The following is a 26,412-nucleotide window of genomic DNA, read 5'->3' on the forward strand; positions in this document are numbered from 1 at the left end:
CGGACGCCATACGTCGGGCGAACGTCTCCCGCGCGTTGTGTCCCCGCCAGGGGTGCGCGCGGGAGGCTGCGCTCAGCCAAGGGGAACTGGGGACAACATGTCGATGCTGTGGGCGCTGGCCGGCGCCGGTGCGGGATCGTTGCGGGCCAAGGCGGCCCGGCTGCATGCCTACCTGAGCGCGACGCCGGACTGGCGGCCGCAGGACGTGGCCGCCGCGCTGTCCGCGTTGCCGCCGCGGGGTGGCAGGCGGGCCGCGCTGGTGGCCGCCGACCGCGCGGGCTTCCTCGACGGACTGGCCGCACTGGCCGAGGGCCGGGGCGCCCCAGGGCTGATCGACGGGGTCGCCCGCGACGGCGGCATTGTCTTCGCCTTCCCCGGCCAGGGCCCGCAGTGGCCGGGCATGGCCACCGAACTGCTGGTCACCTCCCCGGTGTTCCGGGCGCACGTGGACGAGTGCGTGCAGGCCCTGGAACCCTTCCTGGACTTCGATCTGCCCGCGTTGCTGCGCGGCGAGGCCGATCCCGCTGCCTGGCAGCGGGTGGACGTGATCCAGCCCGCGGTGTGGGCGATGATGGTGTCCCTGGCCGGGTTGTGGCGTTCCTACGGCGTCGAACCCGCCGCGGTCATGGGTCACAGCCTCGGCGAGGTGGCCGCGGCCGTGGTCTCCGGCGCCCTCTCGGTGGACGACGGCGCCCGCATCGCCGCGCTGTGGAGCGCACAGCAGCAGACCCTGGTCGGCCTGGGCGACATGGTCTCCGTGCTCGCCCCGGCCGAGGCGGTCCGGGAGTTGCTGACCCGCTGGGACGGGCGGCTGGAAGTGGCCGGGATCAACGGCCCGGCCTCCACCGTGGTCTCCGGCGACCTGGACGCCGCGGCCGGTTTCCTGGAGCAGGCGCGGTCGGCGGGCTGGCAGGCCCGGCGGGTCGCGGTCGGCCTGGCCGCGCACTCCGCGCACATCGACCGGATCACCCCGGCCCTGCGCGAGCTGCTCGCCCCGATCAGCCCGCGCACCGCGCAGATCCCGTACTACTCCGGCCTGCACGCCTCCACTGTGGACGGATCAACACTGGACGCGGACTACTGGTGCGCCAACCTGCGCAACACCGTCCGCTTCGCCGAGGCCACCACGGCGGCCCTGGCGGCCGGACACGGCACGCTGCTGGAGATCAGCCCGCACCCGGTGCTGACCGCTGGCATGCAGGCCACCGCCGAGGCAGTCGGCGCCGAGGTCGCCGTGCACGGCACGCTCTGGCGCGACCAGGGCCACCTGGACCGGGTCCGGCACAGCCTTGGCGAGTTGTTCACCAGCGGCGCCACCCTGGACTGGACCGCGGTGCACGCCGACCTGGACGCGCAACCCCTTGCCCTGCCGACGGAACTCGCCGCCGAGGAACTGCCCGGCGTGGAGGAGGCCGACCGCGAGTCGGTGCTGCGCGCCGAACTGGCCGGGCTGACCGAGGCAGGACAGCACGCGCTGCTGCTGGCCGTGGTCCGCCGCGAGGTGGCCGCCCTGCTCGGCAGGCCAGAGGCCGAGGTGGACGGCGAACTGCCCTTCCGCGAACAGGGCTTCGACTCGGTCACCGCCTTGGAGATCCGCCGCAGGCTCACCGCCGCCCTTGGCATGACCCTGCCCGCCACCATGGTCTTCGACCACCCAACCCCGGACGCCGCCGCCCGGTTCATCCGCACCGAACTACTCGGACTGTCCACAGTGGATGACTCGGTGCCGGAGATCGTGGTCGGCGACGAGGACGACCCGGTGGTGCTGGTCGGCATGGGCTGCCGCTTCCCCGGCGGGGTGCGCGGACCGGAGGACCTGTGGCGACTGGTGCTGGCCGGCACCGACGCGGTCACCCCGTTCCCGGCCGACCGCGGCTGGGACTTCGCCGGTGCGTTCAACACCGAACTCGACGAACCCGGCCAGTTCAACCAGGGCCAGGGCGGGTTCCTGCACGACGCGGACCTGTTCGACGCCGAGTTCTTCGGCATCGCCCCGCGCGAGGCCGCCGCCATGGACCCACAGCAGCGGCTGCTGCTGGAGACCTCCTGGGAGGCACTGGAACGCGCGGGCATCGCACCCGGCTCGCTGCGCGGCCGCCGGGCCGGGGTGTTCGTGGGCGCCTACACCATGGACTACGGCCCGCGGATGGACGACGGGTCCGCCTACGAGGGCTACGTCTTCACCGGCAACACCGGCAGTGTGATGTCCGGCCGGATCGCCTACCTGCTCGGCCTGGAGGGCCCGGCGGTCACCGTGGACACCGCCTGCTCCTCCTCGCTGGTCGCCCTGCACCTGGCCGTGCAGTCGGTGCGGCGCGGGGAGTGCGAGCTGGCGCTGGCCGGTGGCGTCACGGTGATCCCCAGCGTGGGCATGTACGTGGAGGTCTCCCGGCTCGGCGGGCTGGTCCCGGACGGGCGCTGCAAGGCATTCTCCAGCAGTGCCAACGGCTTCGGTCTTGCCGAGGGCGCCGGCGTCGTGGTGGTCGAGCGGCTCTCGGCGGCACGTAAGCACGGGCACCCGGTGCTCGCGGTGATCCGGGGCAGCGCCACCAACCAGGACGGCGCCTCCAACGGCCTCACCGCGCCCAGTGGCACCGCCCAGCAGAAGGTGATCCGCCAGGCGCTGGCCAACTCCGGGCTGCGACCCTCCGATGTGGACGTGGTCGAGGCGCACGGCACCGGCACCCCGCTGGGCGACCCGATCGAGGCCACCGCGCTGCTGGCCACCTACGGCCAGGACCGGGACATCCCGCTGTGGCTGGGCTCGGTCAAGTCCAACATCGGGCACACCCAGGCCGCGGCGGGCATGGCCGGACTGATCAAGATGGTCATGGCCATGTGGCACCGGGTGCTGCCGCGCACCCTGCACGTGGTCGAACCGACCCCGCACGTCGACTGGTCCACGGGCGCGGTCGAACTGCTCACCGAGACCCGGCCGTGGCCCAAGGCGGACGGGCCGCGCCGCGGCGGGGTGTCCTCCTTCGGGGTCAGCGGCACCAACGCGCACATCATCGTGGAGGAGCCGCCGCTGGCCGCGGTCTCCGAGGAGCCGGGGCCGGAAACGCTGGTGCCGTGGGTGGTCTCGGCCCGCTCCGAGACCGCGTTGCGGGCCCAGGTCGACCAGCTGGTGTCCTTTGTGGATGACCGGCCTTGGCTGAAGCCGATCGATGTGGCCGCCTCACTGCTGCGCGACCGCACGCCGTTCGAGCACCGGGCCGTGCTGCTGCCCGCCGGGCCGGACGGCGAGCGCGCGATCGTCACCGGCCAGGCCGGTGAGCACAAGCCGGTGTTCGTCTTCCCCGGCCAGGGCTCGCAGTGGCTGGGCATGGGCGTGGAGCTGCTGGAGACCTCACCGGTCTTCGCGGCCCGTTTCGCCGAGTGCGCCGAGGCGTTGTCGGAGTTCCTGGACTGGGACCTGACCGCCGGACTCCGCGACGAGGAGGCGTTGCGGACCCTGGACCGGGTGCAGCCGTTGCTGTGGGCGGTGATGGTCTCCCTGGCTGAGGTGTGGCGCTCGCACGGCGTGGAGCCCGCGGCCGTGATCGGCCAGTCCCAGGGCGAGGTCGCCGCCGCCTGTGTGATCGGCGCGCTGTCCCTTGTGGACGGCGCCAGGATCATCGCCGAGCGCAGCAAACTGATCAACGAGCTGATGATGGGCCACGGCGGCATGGCCTCCGTGCTCGCCCCGGCCGAGCAGGTCCGCGAGCGGCTCACCGCGGGCCTGGTGATCGCCGGGATCGCCGGGCCGCGACTGGTGGCGGTGGCCGGTGAACTGACCGAGCTGGACGCCTTTGTCGCCGCCTGCGAACAGGACGGCATCCGGGCCAAGATGAACCGGCCCACCGCGGCCTCGCACAGCCCGCACATCGCGGTCATCCGCGAGCCGCTGGCCGCCGCACTGGCCCCGCTGACCGCCCGCTCGGCGCAGATCCCGTTCTACTCCACCGTGTCGGCCGCCCCGAGGGACGGCGCGGCGCTGGACGCGGACTACTGGTTCGAGAACGCCATCGAGCCGGTGGCCTTCCAGGAAACCATCACCGCGCTGGCCCAGGCTGGGCACCAGGTCTTCATCGAGGTCAGCCCGCACCCGATCCTCGCGGTGGCCATCCAGGACACCCTGGACGAGCTGGGCGCCGAGGCCACCGTGCTGGGCACCCTGCGCCGGGACGAGGGCGGCGAGCACCGGGTGCTGACCGCGCTGGCCGAGGCCTACGCGCACGGCGTCGCGGTCGACTGGGCCGCCATGGCCGAATCCGGACAGCGGGTCGAATTGCCCACCTATCCGTTCCAGGGCAGGCGGTTCTGGGTCGAACGCACCCGGCAGACCGGCGTCGCCGGACCGGACGCGGCCGGGCACCCCCTGCTCGGCGCGGCGGTGGAACTGGCCGACGGCGACGGCTGGGTGGCCACCGGCAGGGTCTCCCTGACCACGCACCCCTGGCTGGCCGATCACGCGGTCTCCGGAGTGGTGCTGCTGCCCGGTGTCGCGGTGGTCGAGATGGCCGCCCGCACCGGCAGCGAGGCCGGGTGCCCGGTGGTCGAGGAACTCGTGCTGGAATCCCCGCTGGTGCTGCCGGAGGACGGCGCACTGCGGCTGCAACTGGTGCTCGGCGCGGAGGACGGCACCGGCCGCCGCTCGCTCGCTGTGTACTCCCGCCCGGCCGAGGACGCGCCGGGCTGGACCCGGCACGGCGGCGGAGTGCTCGCCCCCGAGTCCACTATGGACCTGCCCGAATCCCTTGACTGGCCGCCGTTCGGGGCTGAACCGGTGGAGCTGGCCGGGCTGTACGAGGACCTCGCGGCCACCGGGATCGAGTACGGGCCCGCCTTCCAGGGCCTGCGGGCCGCCTGGCGGCGGGAGGACGAGGTCTTCGCCGAGGTCGGGCTGCCCACCGAGGTCGAACCGGGCCGCGGCTGGTTCGGCGTGCACCCGGCCCTGCTGGACGCCGCCCTGCACCCGCTCTGGCTGGCCGGACTCGGCACGGACGCCGGTCAGACCCTGCTGCCCTTCTCCTGGGGCCAGGTCGCCCTGCACACCGGCGGCACCGACACCCTGCGCGTGCGCCTGCGCCGGATCAGCCAGGACACCATTTCCCTCGAACTGTCCGATGTGGACGGACGTCCGGTGGCCTCGGTCGGCTCGCTGGTCATGCGGCCGGTCGACCTGCGTCAGCTGCGGCCCGCCGCCGCGCACGCGGTGTTCGGCGTGCGCTGGTCGGAACTGCCCATCCCCACCGAGGTCGCGGAGTCCACGGTCGAGCTGTGGCAGGTGCCGGAACCCACCGGGACCGGCCTGGCCGAACGGGCCCTGGACGCCGTCCAGACCACCCTGATCCGGTTGCAGCAGTGGCTGGCCGAACCGGGCGAGGCGCGGCTGGCCGTGTGCACCACGGGTGCGGTCGTCACCGCCGAGGGCGAGACACCCGACCCGGCGCTGACCGCGGTCTGGGGCCTGGTGCGCTCGGCGCAGACCGAGAACCCCGGCCGGTTCACCCTGATCGACACCGACGACCCCGCCACCGAACTGTTCGCCGCCGCACTGGCCACCGGCGAACCCCAGCTGGCCATCCGCGACGGCGGCCTGCGTCTGCCCGGCCTGGCCCGGTTCGACCCGCCCGCCGCCACCAGCCCGCTCGGTGCGGACGACACCGTGCTGATCACCGGCGGCACCGGCACCCTCGGCGGCGAACTCGCCCGCCACCTGGTGACCGCCCACGGGGTCGGCAACCTGCTGCTGATCAGCCGCCGCGGCCAGGACGCCCCCGGCGCGACCCAGCTCGCCGCCGACCTCACCGAACTCGGCGCGCGGGTCACCGTCGCGGCCTGCGACGCCGCCGACCGGACCGCGCTGGCCGAGCTGCTCGCCGCGTACCCGGTGACCGGGGTGGTGCACGCCGCGGGTGTGCTGGCCGACGCGGTGATCGAGGCGCTCACCCCCGCGCAGGTCGAGCAGGTGCTGCGGGTCAAGGCCGAGGCCGCGGTCAACCTGCACGAGCTGACCGGCGAGCTGAAGCTGTTCGCGCTGTACTCCTCGGTCGCCGGCACCCTGGGCACCCCCGGCCAGGGCAACTACGCCGCAGCCAACGCCTTCCTGGACGGCCTGGCCGGGCAGCGGCACGCGGCAGGACAGCCTGCCACCGCACTCGCCTGGGGCTACTGGTCCCAGGTCAGCGAACTGGGCGCGCACCTGGCCGAGGCCGACCTGGCCCGGCTGGCCCGGCTCGGCATCGGCCCGATGTCCACAGTGGACGGTCTGGCGCTGTTCGACGCGGCCTGCGCCACCGGTCAACCCGCGCTGGTCCCGATGAGCCTGGACAGCGCCGCGCTGCGCCGTCAGGCCGCCGAGGGCACCGTGCCGCCGCTGCTGCGCCCGCTGGCCCCGGCGGTCCGCCGCCGAAGTGCCGGTGGTGGCGGCGATCTGGCCCGCCGACTGGGTGGACTGGCCACCGCCGAGCAGGAACGGCTGCTGGCCGACCTGGTCCGCGGCCACGTCGCGTCCGTACTGGGCCATGACTCGGCCGAGCGGATGCCCGCCGGCCGGGCCTTCCGCGAACTGGGCTTCGACTCGCTCACCGCGGTCGAACTGCGCAACCGGCTCAACGCCGACACCGGCCTGCGCCTGCCCTCCACGGTGATCTTCGACTACCCCACCCCGGCCGCACTGGCCGGATTCCTGCGCACCGAACTGGGTGGCCGCCTGGCCGCCACTCCGGCCGCCCGCCGCCCGGCCCGCACCGCGGCGGCGGACGAGCCGATCGCGATCATCGGCATGTCCTGCCGCTTCCCCGGCGGGGCCAGCTCGCCCGAAGCGCTGTGGCAGCTAGTGACCGAGGGCCGGGACGCCATCTCCGGCCTGCCCGAGGACCGCGGCTGGGTGACCGGCCGCCTGGACGAGGACCCCGGCTACGCCCGCAGCGGCGGTTTCCTGGACGGGGCCACCGATTTCGACGCCGGATTCTTCGGCATCTCCCCGCGCGAGGCACTGGCGATGGACCCGCAGCAGCGGATCCTGCTGGAGACCGCCTGGGAGGCTCTGGAACGCGCCGGACTCGACCCGAACTCGTTGCGCGGCAGCGACACCGGCGTGTTCGCCGGGGTGATGCACAGCAACTACGTCGGCCGCGAGGCCGAGGCCCCGCCCGGCCTGGAAGGGCACATCGTCACCGGCAACTCCAGCAGCGTCGCCTCCGGTCGGCTGTCCTACACCTTCGGTTTCGAGGGTCCGGCGCTGACCGTGGACACGGCGTGCTCGTCCTCGCTGGTGGCCCTGCACCTGGCCGCGCAGTCGCTGCGCAACGGCGAATGCGGCCTGGCCCTGGCCGGTGCGGTGAGCGTGGTGACCAACCTGGACCGCTACATCGGCCTCACCTGGCAGGGCGCGCTCGGCCCGGACGGCCGCTGCAAGCCCTTCTCCGCCGCCGCCAACGGCGTCGGTATCGCCGAGGGTGCCGGGGTGGTGCTGCTGGCCCGGCTGTCCGAGGCGCGGCGGCGCGGCCTGCCGGTGCTGGCGGTGATCCGGGGCAGCGCGGTCAACCAGGACGGCGCCAGCAACGGCCTCACCGCCCCCAACGGACCGTCCCAGCAGCGGGTGATCCGGCAGGCACTGGCCAACGCGGGCCTGCGACCGTCCGAAGTGGACGCCGTGGAAGCCCATGGCACCGGCACCCCGCTGGGTGACCCGATCGAGGCCCAGGCGCTGATCGCCACCTACGGCCAGGATCGGGACGAACCCCTGCTGCTCGGCTCGGTCAAGTCCAACCTCGGCCACACCCAGGCCGCGGCCGGACTGGCCGGACTGATCAAGATGGTGCTGGCCATCCGGCACGGTGTGCTGCCGCGCACGCTGCACCTGGACGAGCCCACCCCGCACGTGGACTGGTCGGCCGGTGCGGTCTCGCTGCTCACCGACGCGGTGGACTGGCCGCAGACCGGGCGGCCCCGGCGGGCCGCGGTCTCCGCCTTCGGCATCAGCGGCACCAACGCGCACGTCATCGTCGAACAGGCCCCGGCCCGCGCCGACACCCCGGCCGCCGAGGAACTCCCGCTGACCCCGTGGCCGCTCTCCGGCCGCAACCAGGACGCCCTGCGCGCCCAGGCCGATCGCCTGCTCGCCCTGCTGGACAACGACCCCGAGCTGTCCCCGGCCGCGGTCGGCCACGCGCTGGCCGCCACCCGCACCGGGTTCGAGCACCGGGCCGTAGTGCTCGGCGCGGACCACGCGGAACTACGCCACGGCCTGGAACTGTTGCGGGCCGGGGAATCCGGTCCGACGGTGGTCAACGGCACGGTCGCCACCGAGGGCGGCCGGGTGGTCTTCGTCTTCCCCGGCCAGGGCTCGCAGTGGCTGGACATGGGCGTGGAACTCCTGGAGACCTCACCGGTGTTCGCCGCCCGCTTCGCCGAATGCGCCGACGCCCTGTCGTCCTTTGTGGACTGGGACCCGGCCGCCGAACTGCGGAACCCGGAATCCTTGCAGGCCATCGAGATGATGCAGCCGCTGCTGTGGGCGATGATGGTCTCGCTGGCCGAGGTGTGGCGCGCACACGGGGTGGAACCCGCCGCGGTGGTGGGTCAGTCGCAGGGTGAGATCGCCGCCGCCTGCGTGGCCGGCGCACTCTCCCTTGTGGACGGCGCCAGGCTGATCACCCAGCGCAGCAGGCTGTTCGCCGAGCACATGGCCGGGCACGGCGCCATCGCCTCGGTGGTGGCCCCGGCCGAGGAGGTGCGCACCCGCCTGGCCGAGCACCCGGAACTGGCCCTGGCCGGGATCATCGGACCCCGCCTGGTCACCGTGGCCGGTGCGCTGGCCGAGCTGACCGAGTTCGTCGCCGCCTGCGAGCGGGACGGCGTGCGGGCCCGGATCTCCCCGTCCACGGTGGCCTCGCACAGCAGGCACAGCGAGGTGGTGCGCGCGGAACTGGCCGAGGTGCTGGCCCCGCTGACCGCCCGCGCCGGTGCGATCCCGTTCTACTCCACGGTGACCGGCGGCCTGCTGGACGGCACCGCGCTGGATGCCGGGTACTGGTGGGACAACTGCCGCGAGCCGGTGGCCTTCCAGGACACCGTGCAGGCCCTGCTGAGCGCTGGGCACGAGGTGTTCATCGAGGTGAGCCCGCATCCGGTGCTCACCGTCAGCATCGAGCAGACCGCCGAGGCATTCGGTGTGCCCGCCGCGGTCTGCGGCACCCTGCGCCGCGACGAGGGCGGCCCCCGCCGGATCCTGGCCGCGCTGGCCGAACTGCACACCCGCGGCGGCCGGATCGACTGGGCCGGACTGTTCGGCCCGACCGCCCGGGTCGACCTGCCCACCTACCCGTTCCAGCGGCAGCGGTACTGGCTGGAACCGGCCGCCACCGGCGCGCTCACCGCCACCCTGCCCGGACTCACCGACATCCCTGCCCCCGGCACCGACCTCGGCCGCAGACTCGCCGAACTCCCGGAAACCGAGGCGCGGCAAGAACTCCTGGACCTGGTCCGGACCAACCTGGCCGCCGTGCTCGGCCACGACTCGGCCGACACCGTGCCCGCCAACCGGGCCTTCCGCGACCTCGGCCTGGAATCGATCACCGCGGTCGAACTGCGCAACCGGCTCGGCGCCGCCACCGGCCTACTGCTGCCGACCACCCTGATCTTCGACCACCCCACCCCCGGCGTGCTCGCCGAACACCTGCGCGCCCTGCTCACCGGTGCTGGCCAGGACATCAGGGTGCGGGCCGCCACCGCCAGCGACGAACCCCTGGCGATCGTCGCGATGGCCTGCCGCTTCCCCGGCGAGGTGAACACCCCGGAACAACTCTGGGCCTTCCTCGGCGCGGACGGCGACGCGATCACCCCGTTCCCCACCGACCGCGGCTGGGACCCGGCGGTCTACCACCCCGATCACGAGCGCTACGGCCACTCCTACGTTCGCGAAGGCGGATTCCTCAGTGGCGCGGCCGATTTCGACCCGGCCTTCTTCGGCATCTCCCCGCGCGAGGCCCTGGCCATGGACCCGCAGCAACGGCTGCTGCTCGAAGTCGCCTGGGAGACCCTGGAACGCGCCGGACTCGACCCGGACACCCTGCGCGGCAGCGACACCGGCGTGTTCGCCGGACTCGCCCCCACCGGCTACGCGGCCAGGCTGGCCGAACCCCCGGAGGGCATGGAAGGCCAGCTGCTGACCGGCAACCTGGGCAGCGTCGCCTCCGGCCGCATCTCCTACAGCCTCGGCCTGGAGGGCCCGGCCGCGACCGTGGACACCGCCTGCTCCTCCGCGCTGGTCGCCCTGCACTGGGCCTGCCAGGCGGTCCGGCAGGGCGAATGCAGCATGGCGCTGGCCGGTGGCGCGCACGTGATGCCCACCCCCGAACCCTTCATCGCCTTCAGCCGTCAGCGCGGCCTGGCCGCCGACGGCCGGTGCAAGCCCTTCGCCGCCGCCGCGGACGGCACCGGCTGGAGCGAGGGCGCGGCCATGATCCTGGTCGAACGGCTCTCCGACGCCCGCCGCAACGGCCACCCCATCCTCGCGGTGATCCGGGGCAGCGCGGTCAACCAGGACGGCGCCAGCAACGGCCTCACCGCACCCAACGGCCTGGCCCAGCAACGCGTCATCCGCCAGGCCCTGGCCAACTCCCGGGTCGCACCGTCCGAAGTGGACGCGGTCGAGGCACACGGCACCGGCACCACCCTCGGCGACCCGATCGAGGCCGAGGCACTCATCGCCACCTACGGCCGGGAACGCGAAGAACCGCTCTGGCTGGGCTCGATCAAGTCCAACCTCGGGCACACCGGCCCGGTGGCCGGCCTGGCCGGGGTGATCAAGATGGTGCTCGCGCTGCGGCACGGCCGACTGCCAAGAACCCTGCACGTGGACCAGCCCTCGCCGCACGTGAACTGGTCGGCGGGCACGGTCGAACTGCTCACCGAGGCCAGGGACTGGCCGGAGACCGGGCGGCCCCGCCGCGCCGCGGTGTCCGCCTTCGGGGTCAGCGGCACCAACGCGCACCTGGTGCTGGAACAGGCTCCACTGCCCACCGAAGCACTCATCGAGGCCACCACGCCGCCGGTGCTGCCCTGGGCGCTCTCCGCCCGCACCGCCCCCGCGCTGGCCGCCCAGGCCGCCCGCCTGCTCACCCACCTGGACACCGACCCTGAACTGTCCACACTGGACATCGCGCACTCGCTGACCGCCCGCACTGCCTTCCCGCACCGCGCCGTCGTTCTCGGCGCCGACCGGGACGAACTGCGGCACGGCCTGGAACTGCTGCGCGACGGCAGGCCAGGACCGGCGGTGCTCACCGGCGTCGCGGGCGAGTCGCCCGACCGCGTGGTGTTCGTCTTCCCCGGCCAGGGCTCGCAGTGGGCGGGCATGGGCGTGGAACTACTGGCCACCTCTCCGATCTTCGCCGCCCGGATGGCCGAATGCGCTGCCGCGCTGGAGTCCTTTGTGGACTGGCGACTGCACGACGTGCTCGCCGACGAGGACGCGCTGCGCCGGGTCGACGTGGTGCAGCCGGTGCTGTGGGCGGTGCTGGTCTCCCTGGCCGAGGTGTGGCGCTCGCACGGGGTCGAACCGGCCGCGGTGATCGGGCACTCCCAGGGTGAGATCGCCGCCGCCTGCGTGGCCGGAGCACTGTCGCTTGTGGACGGTGCGCGAGTGGTCGCCTTGCGCAGCAGGGCCTTGGTCGCACTGGCCGGGCACGGCGGCATGATGTCGGTCGCCCTGCCCGTGGCCACCCTCGAACCGCGCCTGGCCGCACACGGACTGTCGGTGGCCGCGGTCAACGGCCCGTCCTCGGTGGTCGTCTCCGGCACCCCGGACGCGCTGACCGCGCTCAAGGACGAACTCGAGGCCGAGGGCGTGCGGGCCCGGCTGGTCCCGGTGGACTACGCCTCGCACTCCGCCCAGGTCGAGAACATCCAGGCGGAGGTCCTCGACCTGCTCGCCCCGATCACCCCGCGGGCGGCCGAGGTCCCGCTGTACTCCACGGTCACCGGGGAACTCCTGGACACCACCACCATGGACGCCGGGTACTGGTACCGCAGCCTGCGCGAGACCGTCCGGTTCGAGACCGCCACCAGGGCGCTGCTCGCCGACGGCCACCGCGCGTTCATCGAGACCAGCCCGCACCCGGTGCTCACCACCGGCCTGCAGGAAACCCTCGACGACACCGGCACCGCCGGCGTGGTGCTGGGCACCCTGCGCCGGGCCGAGGGCGGTGCGCGCCGTCTGCTCACCGCACTCGCCGAGGCCGCGGTGCGCGGCGTCCGGCTCGACTGGCGGCCGCTGCTGACCGGCGGCCGACGCCTGGACCTGCCCACCTACGCCTTCCAGCACCAGCGGTTCTGGCTGGACGTGCCGCCCGCGACCGCCGCCGACCCGGTGGACGGCACCTTCTGGGCCGCCGTCGACCGCGCCGACCTGACCGCGCTCGGACTCGCCGCCGACCAACCGGTAGGCGAGGTGCTGCCCGCGCTGTCCCGCTGGCGGCGCGACCGGCACGAACTGGCCACCCTGGACTCCTGGCGCTTCCGCATCCACTGGCGCCCGGTCCCACCCCGCCCGCAGGCAGGCCCGCTGGGCGCCTGGCTGGTCGCCGTGCCCGCCACCGCGAACCCCGACGTGGCCAAGGTGCTCGACGCCCTGCTCGCCGCCGGTGCCCAGGTGCGTCCAGTCCAGGTGGACACCGACCGGGTGACACTCGCCCGTGAACTCGGCGCCCTGCTCGCCGAGGCACCCGGCCGGGTGCTGTCCCTGCTGTCCCTGGACACCCACCCGCACCCCGAACACCCGGCGGTGCCGCGTGGGCACGCCGCGACCGTGACCCTGGTGCAGGCGCTGGCCGACACCGGCGTGGCAGTCCCGCTGTGGTGCCTCACCCAGGGCGCGATGGCGGTGGCCGACCCGGCCGAGGTGACCAACCCGGAACAGGCCCTGGCCTGGGGCTTCGGCCGCGTTGTCGGACTGGAACACCCGGCCCAGTGGGGTGGCCTGATCGACCTGCCTGCCGAACTCGACGACCCCGCGCTGGCCCGGCTCTGCACGCTGCTGGCCGGAGCCGACGGCGAGGACCAGCTGGCCATCCGCCCGGCCGGGGTGTTCTGCCGCCGGTTCGGCCACGCCGACCGCGGTGGCGCGAGCGAACCCTGGCGCCCCACCGGAACCGTGCTGGTCACCGGCGGCACCGGCGCACTCGGCGGGCACGTCGCCCGCAGGCTCGCCGAAGCCGGCGCCACCCACCTGGTGCTGCTCAGCCGCCGCGGCCCCGACGCCCCCGGCGCGACCGAACTCCACGCCGAACTCACCGCCACTGGCGTCCAGGTCACCCTGCGGGCCTGCGATGTGGCCGACCGGGACGCACTGGCCGCGATACTCGCCGAGGTCGGGCCGCTGGACGCGGTGGTGCACACCGCCGCCGCCCTGGACGACAGCGTGATCGCCGCGCTGACCGCCGACCAGCTGGCCAACGCGCTCGCGGTCAAGCTCGCCGCCACCCGGCACCTGCACGAGCTGACCAGTGAGATGGACCTGTCCGCGTTCGTGCTGTTCTCCTCGATGTCGGCCACCGTCGGCATCAGCGGCCAGGGCAACTACGCGCCCGGCAACGCCTTCCTGGACGCCTTCGCACAGTGGCGGCGTGCCCAGGGCCACCCGGCCACCGCCATCGCCTGGGGCCTGTGGGACGGCGCCGGTCTGGGCGCCGGCGAGCACGACACCGCACGCAGTCACGGCCTGCCGCCGATCCCGCCCGCCCTCGCCGTGCGCGCGCTGGAACAGGCGGTCGGCCGAGGCGACGTCACGGTCACCCTGACCGAGATCGACTGGCCGCGGTTCCACACCGCCTTCACCGCGACCCGGCCCAGCCCGCTGCTCGCCGACGTGCCCGAGGTCCGCGCCCTGCTCGCCGACAGCACGGCCCCCGCCGAGGACGGCCTGGCCGCCCGGCTCGCCGCTCTCGGCGAACACGACCGGCTGCGCGCGCTCACCGACCTGGTGCGCGCCCAGGTGGCCACCGTGCTCGGCCACGACAGCGCCGAGGACGTCGAACCCGGCCGCGCGTTCAAGGACCTCGGCTTCGACTCGGTCGGCGCGGTCGACCTGCGCAACCGGCTGCGCGCCGACACCGGCCTCACCCTGCCCGCCACCATCGTCTTCGACCACCCCACCTCCAAGGCGCTGGCCGAGCACCTGCACGCCGAACTCTTCGGCGCGGCCGCACCGGCGACCCCGGTCCCGGCGGTGCTCGCCGCGGCGGACGAGCCGATCGCGATCGTCGGCATCGGCTGCCGCTTCCCCGGGGCCACCGGTCCCGAAGAGCTGTGGCGACTGCTGGCCGAGGGCGCGGACCTGATGTCCGACCTGCCCGCCGACCGCGGCTGGGACCTGGACGGGCTCTACCACCCCGAACCCGGCACACCCGGCAAGTCCTACGCCCGCGAGGGCGCCTTCCTGGCCGACGCCACCGGCTTCGACGCCGCCTTCTTCGGCATCTCCCCGCGCGAGGCCCTCGCGATGGACCCGCAGCAGCGGCTGCTGCTGGAGACCGCCTGGGAGGCCGTCGAACGGGCAGGCATCAACCCGGATTCCCTGCGCGGCACGGCCACCGGCGTGTTCGTCGGCACCAACGGCCAGGAGTACGGCGCGGTGCTGGCCACCGACCCGACCACCGACCACGAGGGCTACCTGGCCACCGGCAACGCGGCCGCCGTGCTCTCCGGCCGACTCGCCTACACCCTCGGTCTGGAAGGCCCGGCGGTCACCGTGGACACCGCCTGCTCGGCCTCCCTGGTCGCGCTGCACCAGGCCGCCCAGGCGCTGCGCTCCGGCGAATGCACCCTGGCCCTGGCCGGTGGCGTGACCGTGATGGCCACCCCCAGCCTGTTCGTGGAGTTCTCCCGGCAGCGCGGCATGGCCGCCGACGGCCGCTGCAAGTCCTTCGCCAACGCCGCCGACGGCACCGGCTGGGGCGAGGGCGCCGGTGTGCTGGTGGTGGAACGACTCTCCGACGCACAACGCAACGGCCACGAGATCCTCGCCGTGCTGCGGGCCTCGGCGGTGAACCAGGACGGCGCCTCCAACGGCCTGACCGCGCCCAACGGACTGTCCCAGCAACGGGTCATCCGGGCCGCGCTGGCCACCGCGGGCCTGCGACCGTCCGAAGTGGACGCCGTCGAGGCGCACGGCACCGGCACGGTGCTCGGCGACCCCATCGAGGCGCAGGCGGTGCTGGCCACCTACGGCCAGGACCGGGACACGCCGCTGTGGCTGGGCTCCATCAAGTCCAACCTGGGGCACACCCAGGCCGCCGCGGGTGTCGCCGGTGTGATCAAGATGGTGCTGGCTTTGCGGCACAACGAGTTGCCCAAGACCTTGCACGTGGACGAGCCGTCCACGCACGTGGACTGGTCGGCCGGGTCGGTGTCGCTGCTGACCGAGTCGGTGCCGTGGCCGGAGAACGGGCGTCCGCGCCGGGCCGGGGTGTCCTCCTTCGGGATCAGCGGCACCAACGCGCACGTGATCATCGAGCAGGCGCCGTCCGTGCCGCCGGTGGAGCCTGCCGAGCCCGCGGTGGTGCCGTGGGTGCTGTCCGCGCGCTCCCCGGAAGCGTTGCGGGAGCAGGCCGAACGACTGTTGTCCACTGTGGACGACGATGTGGTGTCGGCCGGGTTCTCCCTGGCCACCGGGCGGGCCGCGCTGGCGCGACGGGCCGTGCTGGTCGGCGCGGACGTGGCCGAGTTCCGGGCCGGGCTGGCCGGGCTGGCCGCCGGGCAACCCGCCGCCGGACTGGCCGAAGGCGTTGCCGGTTCAGGGAAACTGGCTTTCCTGTTCTCCGGACAGGGCTCGCAGCGACTGGGCATGGGCCGGGAGCTGCACGCGGCCTTCCCGGTGTTCGCCGCAGCCTTCGACGCGGTGTGCGCGGAGCTGGACCCGCGGCTGCGCGAGGTGATGTGGTCCGACGCCGAACAGCTTGACCGGACCGAGTTCACCCAGCCCGCCTTGTTCGCGGTGGAGGTCGCACTGTTCCGGCTGTTCCAGAGCTGGGGCCTGCGACCGGACTTCCTGCTTGGCCACTCCATCGGCGAGATCGCCGCCGCGCACGTGGCCGGGGTGCTCTCCCTGTCCGATGCCTGCCGCCTGGTGACCGCCAGGGGTCGCCTGATGCAGGCGCTGCCCGCGGGCGGCGTGATGGTGTCAGTGCAGGCCGGACTGGACCTGGTCGAACCGCTGCTGACCGACCTGGTCAGCGTGGCCGCGGTGAACGGGCCGGAGTCCGTGGTGCTCTCCGGCGCCGAGGCCGAGGTACTCGCGATCGCGGAGACCCTGACCGGGCGCGGTATCAAGACCAAGCGACTGCGGGTGTCGCACGCTTTCCACTCGCCGCTGATGGACCCGATGCTCGACGAGTTCCGGGCCGTGGTGGAGGGATTGACCTTCGCTCGCCCGGAGATCCCGATCGTGTCCACTGTGGACGGTGATCCGGCGACCGCGGACTACTGGGTGCGGCACGTCCGGGAGACCGTGCGGTTCGCCGACGGCCTGACCAGGTTGCACGAGCAGGGCGCGCGGACCTTCCTGGAGGTCGGCCCCGGCGGGGTGCTGACCGCGATGGGCCAGGCCGCACTGCCCGGCGAGCCGGTGCTCACCCCCGCGCTGCGCCGGGACCGGACCGAGGAGCGCTCGGTGTTCGAGGCACTGGGCCGGTTGTTCACCGCGGGTGTGTCGCCGGACTGGGCCGCGGTGTTCGCGGGCCGGGGCGCCCGGCGGGTGCCGCTGCCCACGTATGCCTTCCAGCACCAGCGGTTCTGGCCAGCCAGCGGTGTCCGGCCCGGTGATGCCACCGGACTCGGCGTGGACGCGGCCGACCACCCGCTGCTGGCCACGGCCATGCTGCTGCCCGACGACGGTGGCGTGCTGCTCACCGGACGGCTCTCCCTGAGCACCCAGCCCTGGCTGGCCGAACACCGGTTCGCCGGGACCGCGCTGTTCCCCGGCACCGGATTTGTCGAGCTGGCCATCCGGGCCGGTGACCAGGTGGGCTGCCCGGTGCTGGACGAGCTGACCATCGAGGCCCCGCTGGTGCTGCCCGAACGCGGCGGCGTCCAGCTGCGGGTGCTGGTGGGCGCGGCCCAGGACGGCCGCCGCGGTATCGCGGTGCACGCCAGGGCCGAGGGCGCGGACTGGATCTGCCACGCCAGAGGAACCCTGTCCGCCGCGATCACGCCCGGTCGTCCCGGCGAGCCGGAATGGCCGCCCAATGGATCCGAACCTGTTGCGGTGGATGGTGTTTACGCCGAGTTCGAGGACGCCGGACTGACCTACGGCCCGGCCTTCCGCGGGCTGCGGGCTGCCTGGCGGCGCGGCGAGGAGCTGTTCGCCGAGGTCACGACCCTGCCCGGTGCGGACACCGGCTTCGGCCTGCACCCGGCCCTGCTGGACGCGGCCCTGCACGTCTTCGCCCTGCGCGGCATCGGCGGCAGCTGGCTGCCCTTCGCCTGGAACGACGTGCGGCTGCACGCCACCGGCGCGACCAGCCTGCGGGTGCGGATGCGGGTGCTGGCCGAGGACACGGTGACCATCGACGTGGCCGACGGCCTCGGTGAACCGGTCGCCACCATTGGCGGCCTGCGTTCCCGCCCGGTCGCCGCCGACCACCTCGCCGCCGGTGCGCCCGGCATCGCGGACGCCCTGTTCCAGGTCGACTGGACCGAGGTGCTCGCGCCGGAATCCGCTGAGCTGTCCGTGGTTTCCCTCGCCGACGGCGGTCTCGCCGAACTGGCCGAGGCGCCGGACGCGGTGGTGCTGTCGGTGTCCGCGGTGCCGGGGGAGATGCCCGAACAGGTCCGCGCGGCCACCGCTGAGGTGCTCGCGGTGCTGCACGAGTGGCTGGCCGAGGACCGGTTCGCCGATGCCAGGCTGGTGGTGCGCACCGACGGCGCGGTTTCCGTCGCGGGGGAGGAGATCCGCGACCTCGCCGGGGCCGCGGTCTGGGGCCTGGTGCGCTCCGCTCAGAGCGAGCACCCCGGCCGGTTCGTGCTCGTGGACGCACCTGAGGTCTCGCCCGCGCTGCTGGCCACCGGGGAAGCGCAGCTCGCGGTGCGGGACAACATGATCCGGGTGCCGAGACTGACCCGCGCCGTGGCCGGGACGACGCCGGACTGGGGTGACGGCGCGGTGCTGATCACCGGCGGCACCGGATCCCTCGGTGTCGCCGTGGCCCGGCACCTGGTCGCCGAACACGGCATCCAGCACCTCGTCCTGGCCAGCCGCCGCGGTCTGGACGCGCCCGGCGCGGCCGACCTGGTCGCCGAGCTGGACGCCGAGGTCACCGTGATGGCCTGCGATGTCGCCGACCGGACCGTGCTGGCCGAGCTGTTCGCCGCGCACCGGATCACCGCGGTGGTGCACGCCGCCGGGGTCCTGGACGACGGCGTGGTCGAATCGCTGAGCCCCGAACGCCTGGACACCGTGTTGCGGCCCAAGGCCGACGCCGCCTGGCAGTTGCACGAGCTGACCCAGAACCTGGACCTGTCCGCGTTCGTGCTGTTCTCCTCCGCTTCCGGCCTGCTCGGCGGACCCGGCCAGGGCAGCTACGCCGCCGCGAACGCCTTCCTGGACGCCCTCGCCGAACACCGCCGTGCCACCGGTCTGCCCGCGCACTCCCTCGCCTGGGGCGCCTGGGCCGAAACCGGCGGCATGGCGGGCAGGCTCACCGAGGCCGAAACGCGCCGGATGGCCCGCGAAGGCGTGCGGCCACTGGCCACCGCGGAGGCCCTGGCCCTGCTCGACGCGGCCGTGGCCACCGACCGGGCCGTGCTCGCCCCACTGCGCCTTGACCTGCCCGCGCTGCGCGCCAACGGCGCCCCCGCCGCCCTGCTGCACGGTCTGCTGCACCACCGCCGCCGCGCCCAGGCCGGGACCGCGCACACCGCGCCGCTGCGCCAGGAACTGCTCGCCCTGTCCGCCGCCGACCGGGAAACCCGGCTGCTGGCACTGGTCCGCGGTCAGGTCGCCGTGGTGCTCGGCTACGGGCAGGCCACCGCCATCGAACCGGACCGGGCCTTCAGCGACCTCGGCTTCGACTCGCTCACCGCGGTCGAACTGCGCAACGGCCTCACCGCCGCCACCGGTCTGCGACTGCCCGCGACCCTGGTCTTCGACTACCCGACTCCGCTGGCGCTGACCCGCTACCTCACCGCCGAACTGCTCGGCGCCACCGAGGAACCCGGCACCCCCACCCCGGTGCGCACCAGCGTGGACGAGCCGATCGCGATCGTCGGCATGGCCTGCCGCTACCCCGGCGGGGTCAGCTCGCCGGAGGAACTGTGGCGACTGGTCGCCGCAGGTGGTGACGCGATCTCGGTGTTCCCGGACGACCGCGGCTGGGACACCGAAGGCATCTACAACCCCGAACCCGGCCTGCCCGGCAAGACCTACACCCGGGAGGGCGGCTTCCTCTACGGCGCGGCCGAGTTCGACCCCGGCTTCTTCGGCATCTCGCCGCGCGAGGCTCTGGCCATGGACCCGCAGCAGCGGTTGCTGCTGGAGACCTCCTGGGAGGTGTTCGAGCGGGCCGGGATCAGCCCGAAGTCCTTGCAGGGCAGTCAGACCGGGGTGTTCGCCGGGGTGATGTACCACGACTACGGCACCCGGATGTCCGCGGTGCCAAGGGATCTGGAGGGTTACGTCGGCACCGGCAGCGCGGGCAGCGTGGTCTCCGGCCGGATCGCCTACACCTTCGGCCTGGAAGGCCCCGCGGTCACCGTCGACACCGCCTGCTCCTCCTCGCTGGTCGCCCTGCACTGGGCGGTACAGGCCCTGCGCTCCGGCGAATGCGATCTCGCGCTGGCCGGTGGCGTCGCGGTGATGGCCACCCCGGACACCTACGTCGAGTTCTCCCGCCAGCGCGGCCTGGCCGCCGACGGGCGCTGCAAGTCCTTCGCCAAGGCCGCCGACGGCACCAGCTGGTCCGAAGGCGCGGGCATGCTGCTGGTGGAACGGCTTTCCGACGCCGTGCGCAACGGTCACCCGGTGCTGGCCATCGTCAAGGGCACCGCGGTCAACCAGGACGGCGCGTCCAACGGACTCACCGCACCCAACGGGCCGTCCCAGCAGCGGGTGATCCGCCAGGCACTGGCCGCCGCCGGACTGCGACCGTCCGAAGTGGACGCGGTCGAGGCGCACGGCACCGGCACCGTGCTCGGCGATCCCATCGAGGCACAGGCACTGCTGGCCACCTACGGCCAGGACCGGGACGAACCGCTGTGGCTCGGCTCGATCAAGTCCAACCTCGGTCACACCCAGGCCTCGGCCGGGGTCGCCGGGATCATCAAGATGGTCATGGCCATGCGGCACGGCCTGCTGCCCAGGACCCTGCACGTGGACGAACCCTCACCGCACGTGGACTGGTCGGCCGGTTCGGTCGAACTGCTCGCCGAGGCCAGGGACTGGCCGGAGCAGGGACATCCGCGCCGGGCCGGGGTGTCCTCCTTCGGGATCAGCGGCACCAACGCGCACGTGATCATCGAACAGCCCGCCGCGGTCGCACCCGTGATCCGGCGGATCGAGCCCGGGGTCACCCCCTGGCTGCTCTCCGGCAAGAGCGAACAGGCCCTGCGTGACCAGGCCACCCGCTTGCTGTCCTTTGTGGACGGCAAGACCGGGCTGGAACCGGTCGATGTCGCGGTGTCGCTGACCCAGCGGCAGGACTGGGAACACCGCGCCGTGCTGGTCGGCGAGGACACCAGCGAGCTGCTCGACAGCCTGCGCGCACTCGCCGCGGGCGAACCCGCCACCGGACTGGTGACCGGCTCGGTCCAGCCCGGCGGTCTCGCCTTCCTGTTCTCCGGCCAGGGCTCCCAGCGCCTGGGCATGGGCCGCGAGCTGTACGAGACCTACCCCGCCTTCGCCACCGCCTTCGACGCGGTCTGCGCCGAGCTGGACCCGGACCTGCGCGCGGTGATCGCCACGGACGAGGACCGGCTGGCCGGCACCGAGTTCACCCAGCCCGCGCTGTTCGCGGTGGAGGTCGCGTTGTTCCGGCTCCTGGAGAGCTGGGGCCAGCGCCCGGACTTCGTGCTGGGCCACTCCATCGGCGAGATCGCCGCCGCGCACGTGGCCGGGGTGCTGACCCTGACCGACGCCTGCCGCCTGGTCACCGCCCGCGCCCGCCTCATGCAGGCCCTGCCCGCCGGTGGCGTGATGATCGCGGTGCAGGCGGCCGAAGCCGACCTCACCCCGCTGCTGGCCGAGTACCCGCTGGTCGGCGTGGCCGCGATCAACGGCCCGGAATCCATTGTGCTCTCCGGTGATGAGGACCAGGTCCTGGCGCTCGTGCGGATCCTGGCCGAGCAGGGCAGGCGCACCCGGCGGCTGCGCGTCTCACACGCCTTCCACTCACCGCTGATGGACCCGATGCTGGATGAGTTCCGGACCGTGCTCGGCGAACTGTCCTTCGCCCGCCCGGAAATCCCAATCGTGTCCACTGTGGACGGTGATCCGGCGACGGCGGAGTACTGGGTGCGGCAGGTCCGGGAGACCGTGCGCTTCGCCGAGGCCGTGCGGACCCTGGCCGACCAGGGAGTGCGCCGGTTCCTGGAGATCGGCCCCGGCGGCGTGCTGTCGGCCATGGTCGAGGACTGCCTGCCCGAACCGGTGGCCGCCGCGACCCTGCGCAAGGGCCGGGCCGAGGCCGCCGCCCTCACCGAGGCACTGGCCCGGCTGCACGTCACCGGCCAGCCGGTGCCCTGGCCCACCCTGCTCGCCGGTCGCGGCGGTCAGCGGATCGACCTGCCCACCTACGCCTTCCAGCACCAGCGCTACTGGCTGGCCGCCGGGAGCGCGGGCGGCGATGTGGCCGTGCTGGGCCAGCAGGCCACCGATCACCCGCTGCTCGGCGCGGCCGTGGCCCTGCCCGACTCCGGCGGTCTGCTGCTCACCGGCAGGCTCTCGCTGTCCGCCCAGCCCTGGCTGGCCGACCACCGGGTCGGCGACCTGGTCCTGTTCCCCGGCACCGGTTTTGTCGAACTCGCGTTGCAGGCAGGCGCCCATGCCGACTGCCCCACGCTGGACGAGCTGACCGTGCAGGCCCCGCTGTCCCTGCCGGCCAGCGGCGCGATGCAGATCCAGGTCGCGGTCGGCCCGGAAACCGACGGCCGCCGCGAACTGAGCGTGTACGCCCGCCCCGAACAAACCCCGGACGAAGCACCGTGGATCCGCCACGCCGGCGGCACCCTGAGCACTTCGTTGACTGCCAACGGTTTCGCCGAGGACGTGTGGCCCCCGGCCGACGCCGAACCGCTCACCGTCAGCGGCTGGTACGACCAGCCCGGCGCGGCACTGGGCTACGGCCCGGCCTTCCAGGGCCTGCACACCGCCTGGCGGCGCGGCAACACCCTGTTCGCCGAGGTGGAACTGCCCGCCACGGTGGCCGATCCCAGCCGCTACGGCCTGCACCCGGCCCTGTTCGACGCGGCCCTGCACGTGCTCGGCCTCGGCCGGGACAGCACCGAGACCGCACTGCCCTTCGCCTGGTCCGGCGTGCGCCTGCACTCCACGGGCGCGGCCGCGCTGCGGGTCAGGGTCGAGCTGGACGGCGCGGACGCGAGCATCGAACTGGCCGATGCCGAAGGCGGCCCGGTCGCCTCGATCGGCTCGCTCGCGGTGCGCCCGGTGACCGTCGCCCAGCTGGCCGCCGCGCACACCGGCCACCACGACGCGCTGTACCGGCTGGACTGGCCACCGGTCGCGGCAGGCACCGCCACCGCGCTCACCCACACCCGGCTCGGCCCCGGCGGCCTGGCCGCGCTCACCGAGGTCCCCGACCTGGTGGTACTGCCCTGCCTGCCCGAACCCGGCCCCGACCTGCCCGGCTCCGCACGGGCGGCCACCGGCGAAGTGCTGGCCGTGCTCCAGCAGTGGCTCGCCGAACCGCGGTTCGCCAGCTCCCGCCTGGTCGTGCACACCCAGGGCGCGGTCGCCATCGCCGGGGAAGGGATCACCGACCTGGCCGCGGCCACCGTCTGGGGCCTGGTCCGCTCCGCCCAGTCCGAACACCCGGACCGGTTCGTGCTGCTGGACACCGACGGCGACCTGGACTCCCCGGCCACCGCGGTGGTCCCGGGCGAACCCCAGCTCGCCGTGCGCGACGGCGTGGTGCGGGTGCCCCGGCTGGTCAGGGCCCGCACCGGCGCCACCCCGGCGAGTTCGCCGTGGGGCAGCGGCGCGGTGCTGGTCACCGGCGGCACCGGCGGCCTCGCGGTGGACGTCACCCGGCACCTGGTGGTCACCCACGGGGTGCGCGACCTGGTGCTGGTCAGCAGGCGGGGCATGGACGCGCCCGGCGCGGCCGAACTGGTCGCCGATCTGACCGAGGCAGGCGCCCAGGTCCAGGTGGTCGCGGCCGATCTGGCCAACCGCGCCGAGGTGGTCGCCCTGCTCACCGAACTCGGCCCGGACCGGCTCTCCGCGGTGGCGCACGCCGCCGGGGTGCTCGACGACGGCGTGCTGGAATCCCTCACCCCGGAACGCCTGGACACCGTGCTGCGGCCCAAGGTGGACGCCGCCTGGCACCTGCACGAGCTGACCCGCTGCCAGGACCTGTCCGCGTTCGTGCTGTTCTCCTCGGCCGCGGGCACCCTCGGCGCACCCGGCCAGGGCAACTACGCCGCGGCCAACTCCTTCCTGGACGCACTGGCCGAGTACCGCCGCGCCAACGGCCTGTCCGCGCAGTCGGTGGCCTGGGGCCTGTGGGCCGAAGCCGGCGGGATGAGCGGCGACCTGGCCGAGATCGACCGGCGCAGGCTCGCCCGCGACGGCGTGGCGCTGACCACCGAACACGCACTGGCCCTGCTGGACGCCGCCCCCGGCACCGGCGATCCGGTGCTGGTCGCCGCCCAGCTCGGCTCCTACATCCACAATGGACAGACACCCGCGGTGCTGCGTGGCCTGCGCCGCGGCCAGCAGCGCAGCGAACCCACCGTCCGGGCAGGCAGTGGCGTGCGCCGACTGGCCGGACTCACCGCAGCCGCCCAGCGCGCCGGACTGCTGGACCTGGTCACCGCCCGCACCGCCACCGCGCTCGGCCACCGCTCCGGGCAGGACGTGCGGACCGCGAGCACCTTCCAGGAACTCGGCTTCGACTCGCTGACCGCGGTGGAACTGCGCAACGGCCTGGCCACCGCCACCGGGTTGCGACTGCCAGCCACCCTGGTCTTCGACCACCCGACCCCGCAGGCACTGGCCGAGCACCTGTTCACCGAACTCTTCGGCACACTGGAGCCCGTCACACCGGAACCGGTCGCCGCACTGGCCAGTACCGAGCCGATCGCGATCGTCGGCATGGCCTGCCGCTACCCCGGCGGGGTGAGTTCGCCGGAACAGCTGTGGCGACTGGTCGCCGAGGGCACCGACGCCATCTCCGGCTTCCCGGCCGACCGCGGCTGGGACGTGGAACGGATCTTCGACCCGGAACCCGGCCTGCCCGGCCGCACCTACGTGCGCGAAGGCGGATTCCTGCACGGCGCGGCCGAGTTCGACCCCGGCTTCTTCGGCATCTCCCCGCGCGAGGCGCTGGCCATGGACCCGCAGCAGCGGTTGCTGCTGGAGACCTCCTGGGAGAGCTTCGAGCGCGCCGGGATCGACCCGTCCTCGTTGCGCGGCAGCCGGACCGGGGTGTTCACCGGTGTGATGACGCACGACTACAGCAGCCGGATCACGACCGTGCCCGAGGAGGTCGAGGGCTACTTCGGCACCGGCAACTCCGGCAGTGTGGCCTCCGGCCGGATCGCCTACACCTTCGGCCTGGAAGGCCCCGCGGTCACCGTCGACACCGCCTGTTCCTCCTCGCTGGTCGCCCTGCACCTGGCCGCGCAGGCACTGCGCTCCGGCGAGTGCGAGCTGGCACTGGCCGGTGGGGTCACCGTGCTGGCCACCCCGGACTCCTACGTGGAGTTCTCCCGGCAGCGCGGCCTGGCCCCGGACGGGCGGTGCAAGTCCTTCGCCGAGGCCGCCGACGGCACCAGCTGGTCCGAGGGCGCGGGTGTGCTGCTGGTGGAACGGCTCTCCGACGCCCAGCGACTCGGTCACCCGATCCTGGCCGTGCTGCGCGGCTCCGCGGTCAACCAGGACGGCGCGTCCAACGGCCTGACCGCACCCAGCGGTCCCGCCCAGCAACGGGTTATCCGGGCCGCCCTGGCCGCCGCCGGGCTGCGACCGTCCGAAGTGGACGCCGTCGAGGCACACGGCACCGGCACCACCCTGGGCGATCCCATTGAGGCACAGGCGTTGCTGGCCACCTACGGGCAGGACCGGGACCAGCCGCTGTGGCTGGGCTCGATCAAGTCGAACCTGGGCCACACCCAGGCCGCCGCGGGTGTCGCCGGTGTGATCAAGATGGTGCTGGCGTTGCGCAACCAGGAGTTGCCGCGCACGCTGCACGTGGACGAGCCCTCCGCACACGTGGACTGGTCGGCCGGGGCGGTCTCCCTGCTCACTGAATCGGTGTCCTGGCCCGAGAACGGCCATCCGCGCCGGGCGGGTGTGTCCTCCTTCGGGATCAGCGGCACCAACGCACACGTGATCATCGAACAGGCCCCGGCGACCGAACCCGCCCGGCCGGTCGAACCCGCGCTGGTGCCCTGGGTGCTCTCCGGCGCCACCGAGGACGCCCTGCGCGAACAGGCCGAGCAACTGCTGTCCACTGTGGACGACGACGTGGTGTCGGTCGGCTACTCGCTGGCCACCGGGCGCGCGGCACTGGCCCATCGGGCGGTGCTGGTCGGCGCGGAGTCCGCCGAGTTCCGGGCCGGGCTGGCCGCGCTGGCCGCCGGGCAACCCGCCGCCGGACTGGCCGAAGGTGTTGCGGGAACAGGAAAACTGGCCTTCCTGTTTGCCGGTCAGGGCTCGCAGCGGCTGGGCATGGGCCGGGAGTTGCACGAGACCTACCCGGTCTTCGCCGCCGCCTTCGACGCGGTGTGCGCGGAGCTGGACCCGCGGCTGCGCGAGGTCATCTGGTCGGACGAGAAGCAGTTGGGTGAGACCGAGTTCGCCCAGCCCGCCCTGTTCGCGGTCGAGGTGGCGTTGTTCCGGCTCCTGGAGAGCTGGGGGGTGCGGCCGGACTTCGTGCTCGGCCACTCCATCGGCGAGATCGCGGCCGCGCACGTGGCCGGGGTGTTCTCCCTCGACGACGCCTGCCGCCTGGTCACGGCACGCGGCCGGTTGATGCAGGCACTGCCCGACGGCGGCGTGATGGTGTCGGTGCGGGCCGCACTGGCCGAGGTGGAGCCGCTGCTGACCGGGCTGGTCAGCGTGGCCGCGGTGAACGGGCCGGATTCGCTGGTGCTCTCCGGCGCCGAGGACGAGGTGCGGGCGATCACCGAGGCACTGGGCCGGAAGTCCCGGCGGCTGCGGGTCTCGCACGCCTTCCACTCGCCGCT

At 73.8% G+C, this 26,412-nt stretch carries 1 protein-coding gene (cut by a window edge); it reads left to right on the forward strand.

Annotated elements, in window-relative coordinates:
* Nucleotides 1-97 precede the first annotated feature (97 nt).
* A protein-coding gene (locus HNR67_RS44670) for a type I polyketide synthase (RefSeq protein ID WP_246492568.1) crosses the window boundary here: on the forward strand, nucleotides 98-26,412 show its 5' portion. The gene runs 3,031 nt beyond the window's last position; only the first 26,315 of its 29,346 coding nucleotides appear in the window; it begins with the start codon at nucleotides 98-100; its stop codon lies off the right edge, out of view.

This window comes from Crossiella cryophila (assembly GCF_014204915.1).
In the GTDB taxonomy this organism is placed as follows: Bacteria; Actinomycetota; Actinomycetes; order Mycobacteriales; family Pseudonocardiaceae; genus Crossiella; species Crossiella cryophila.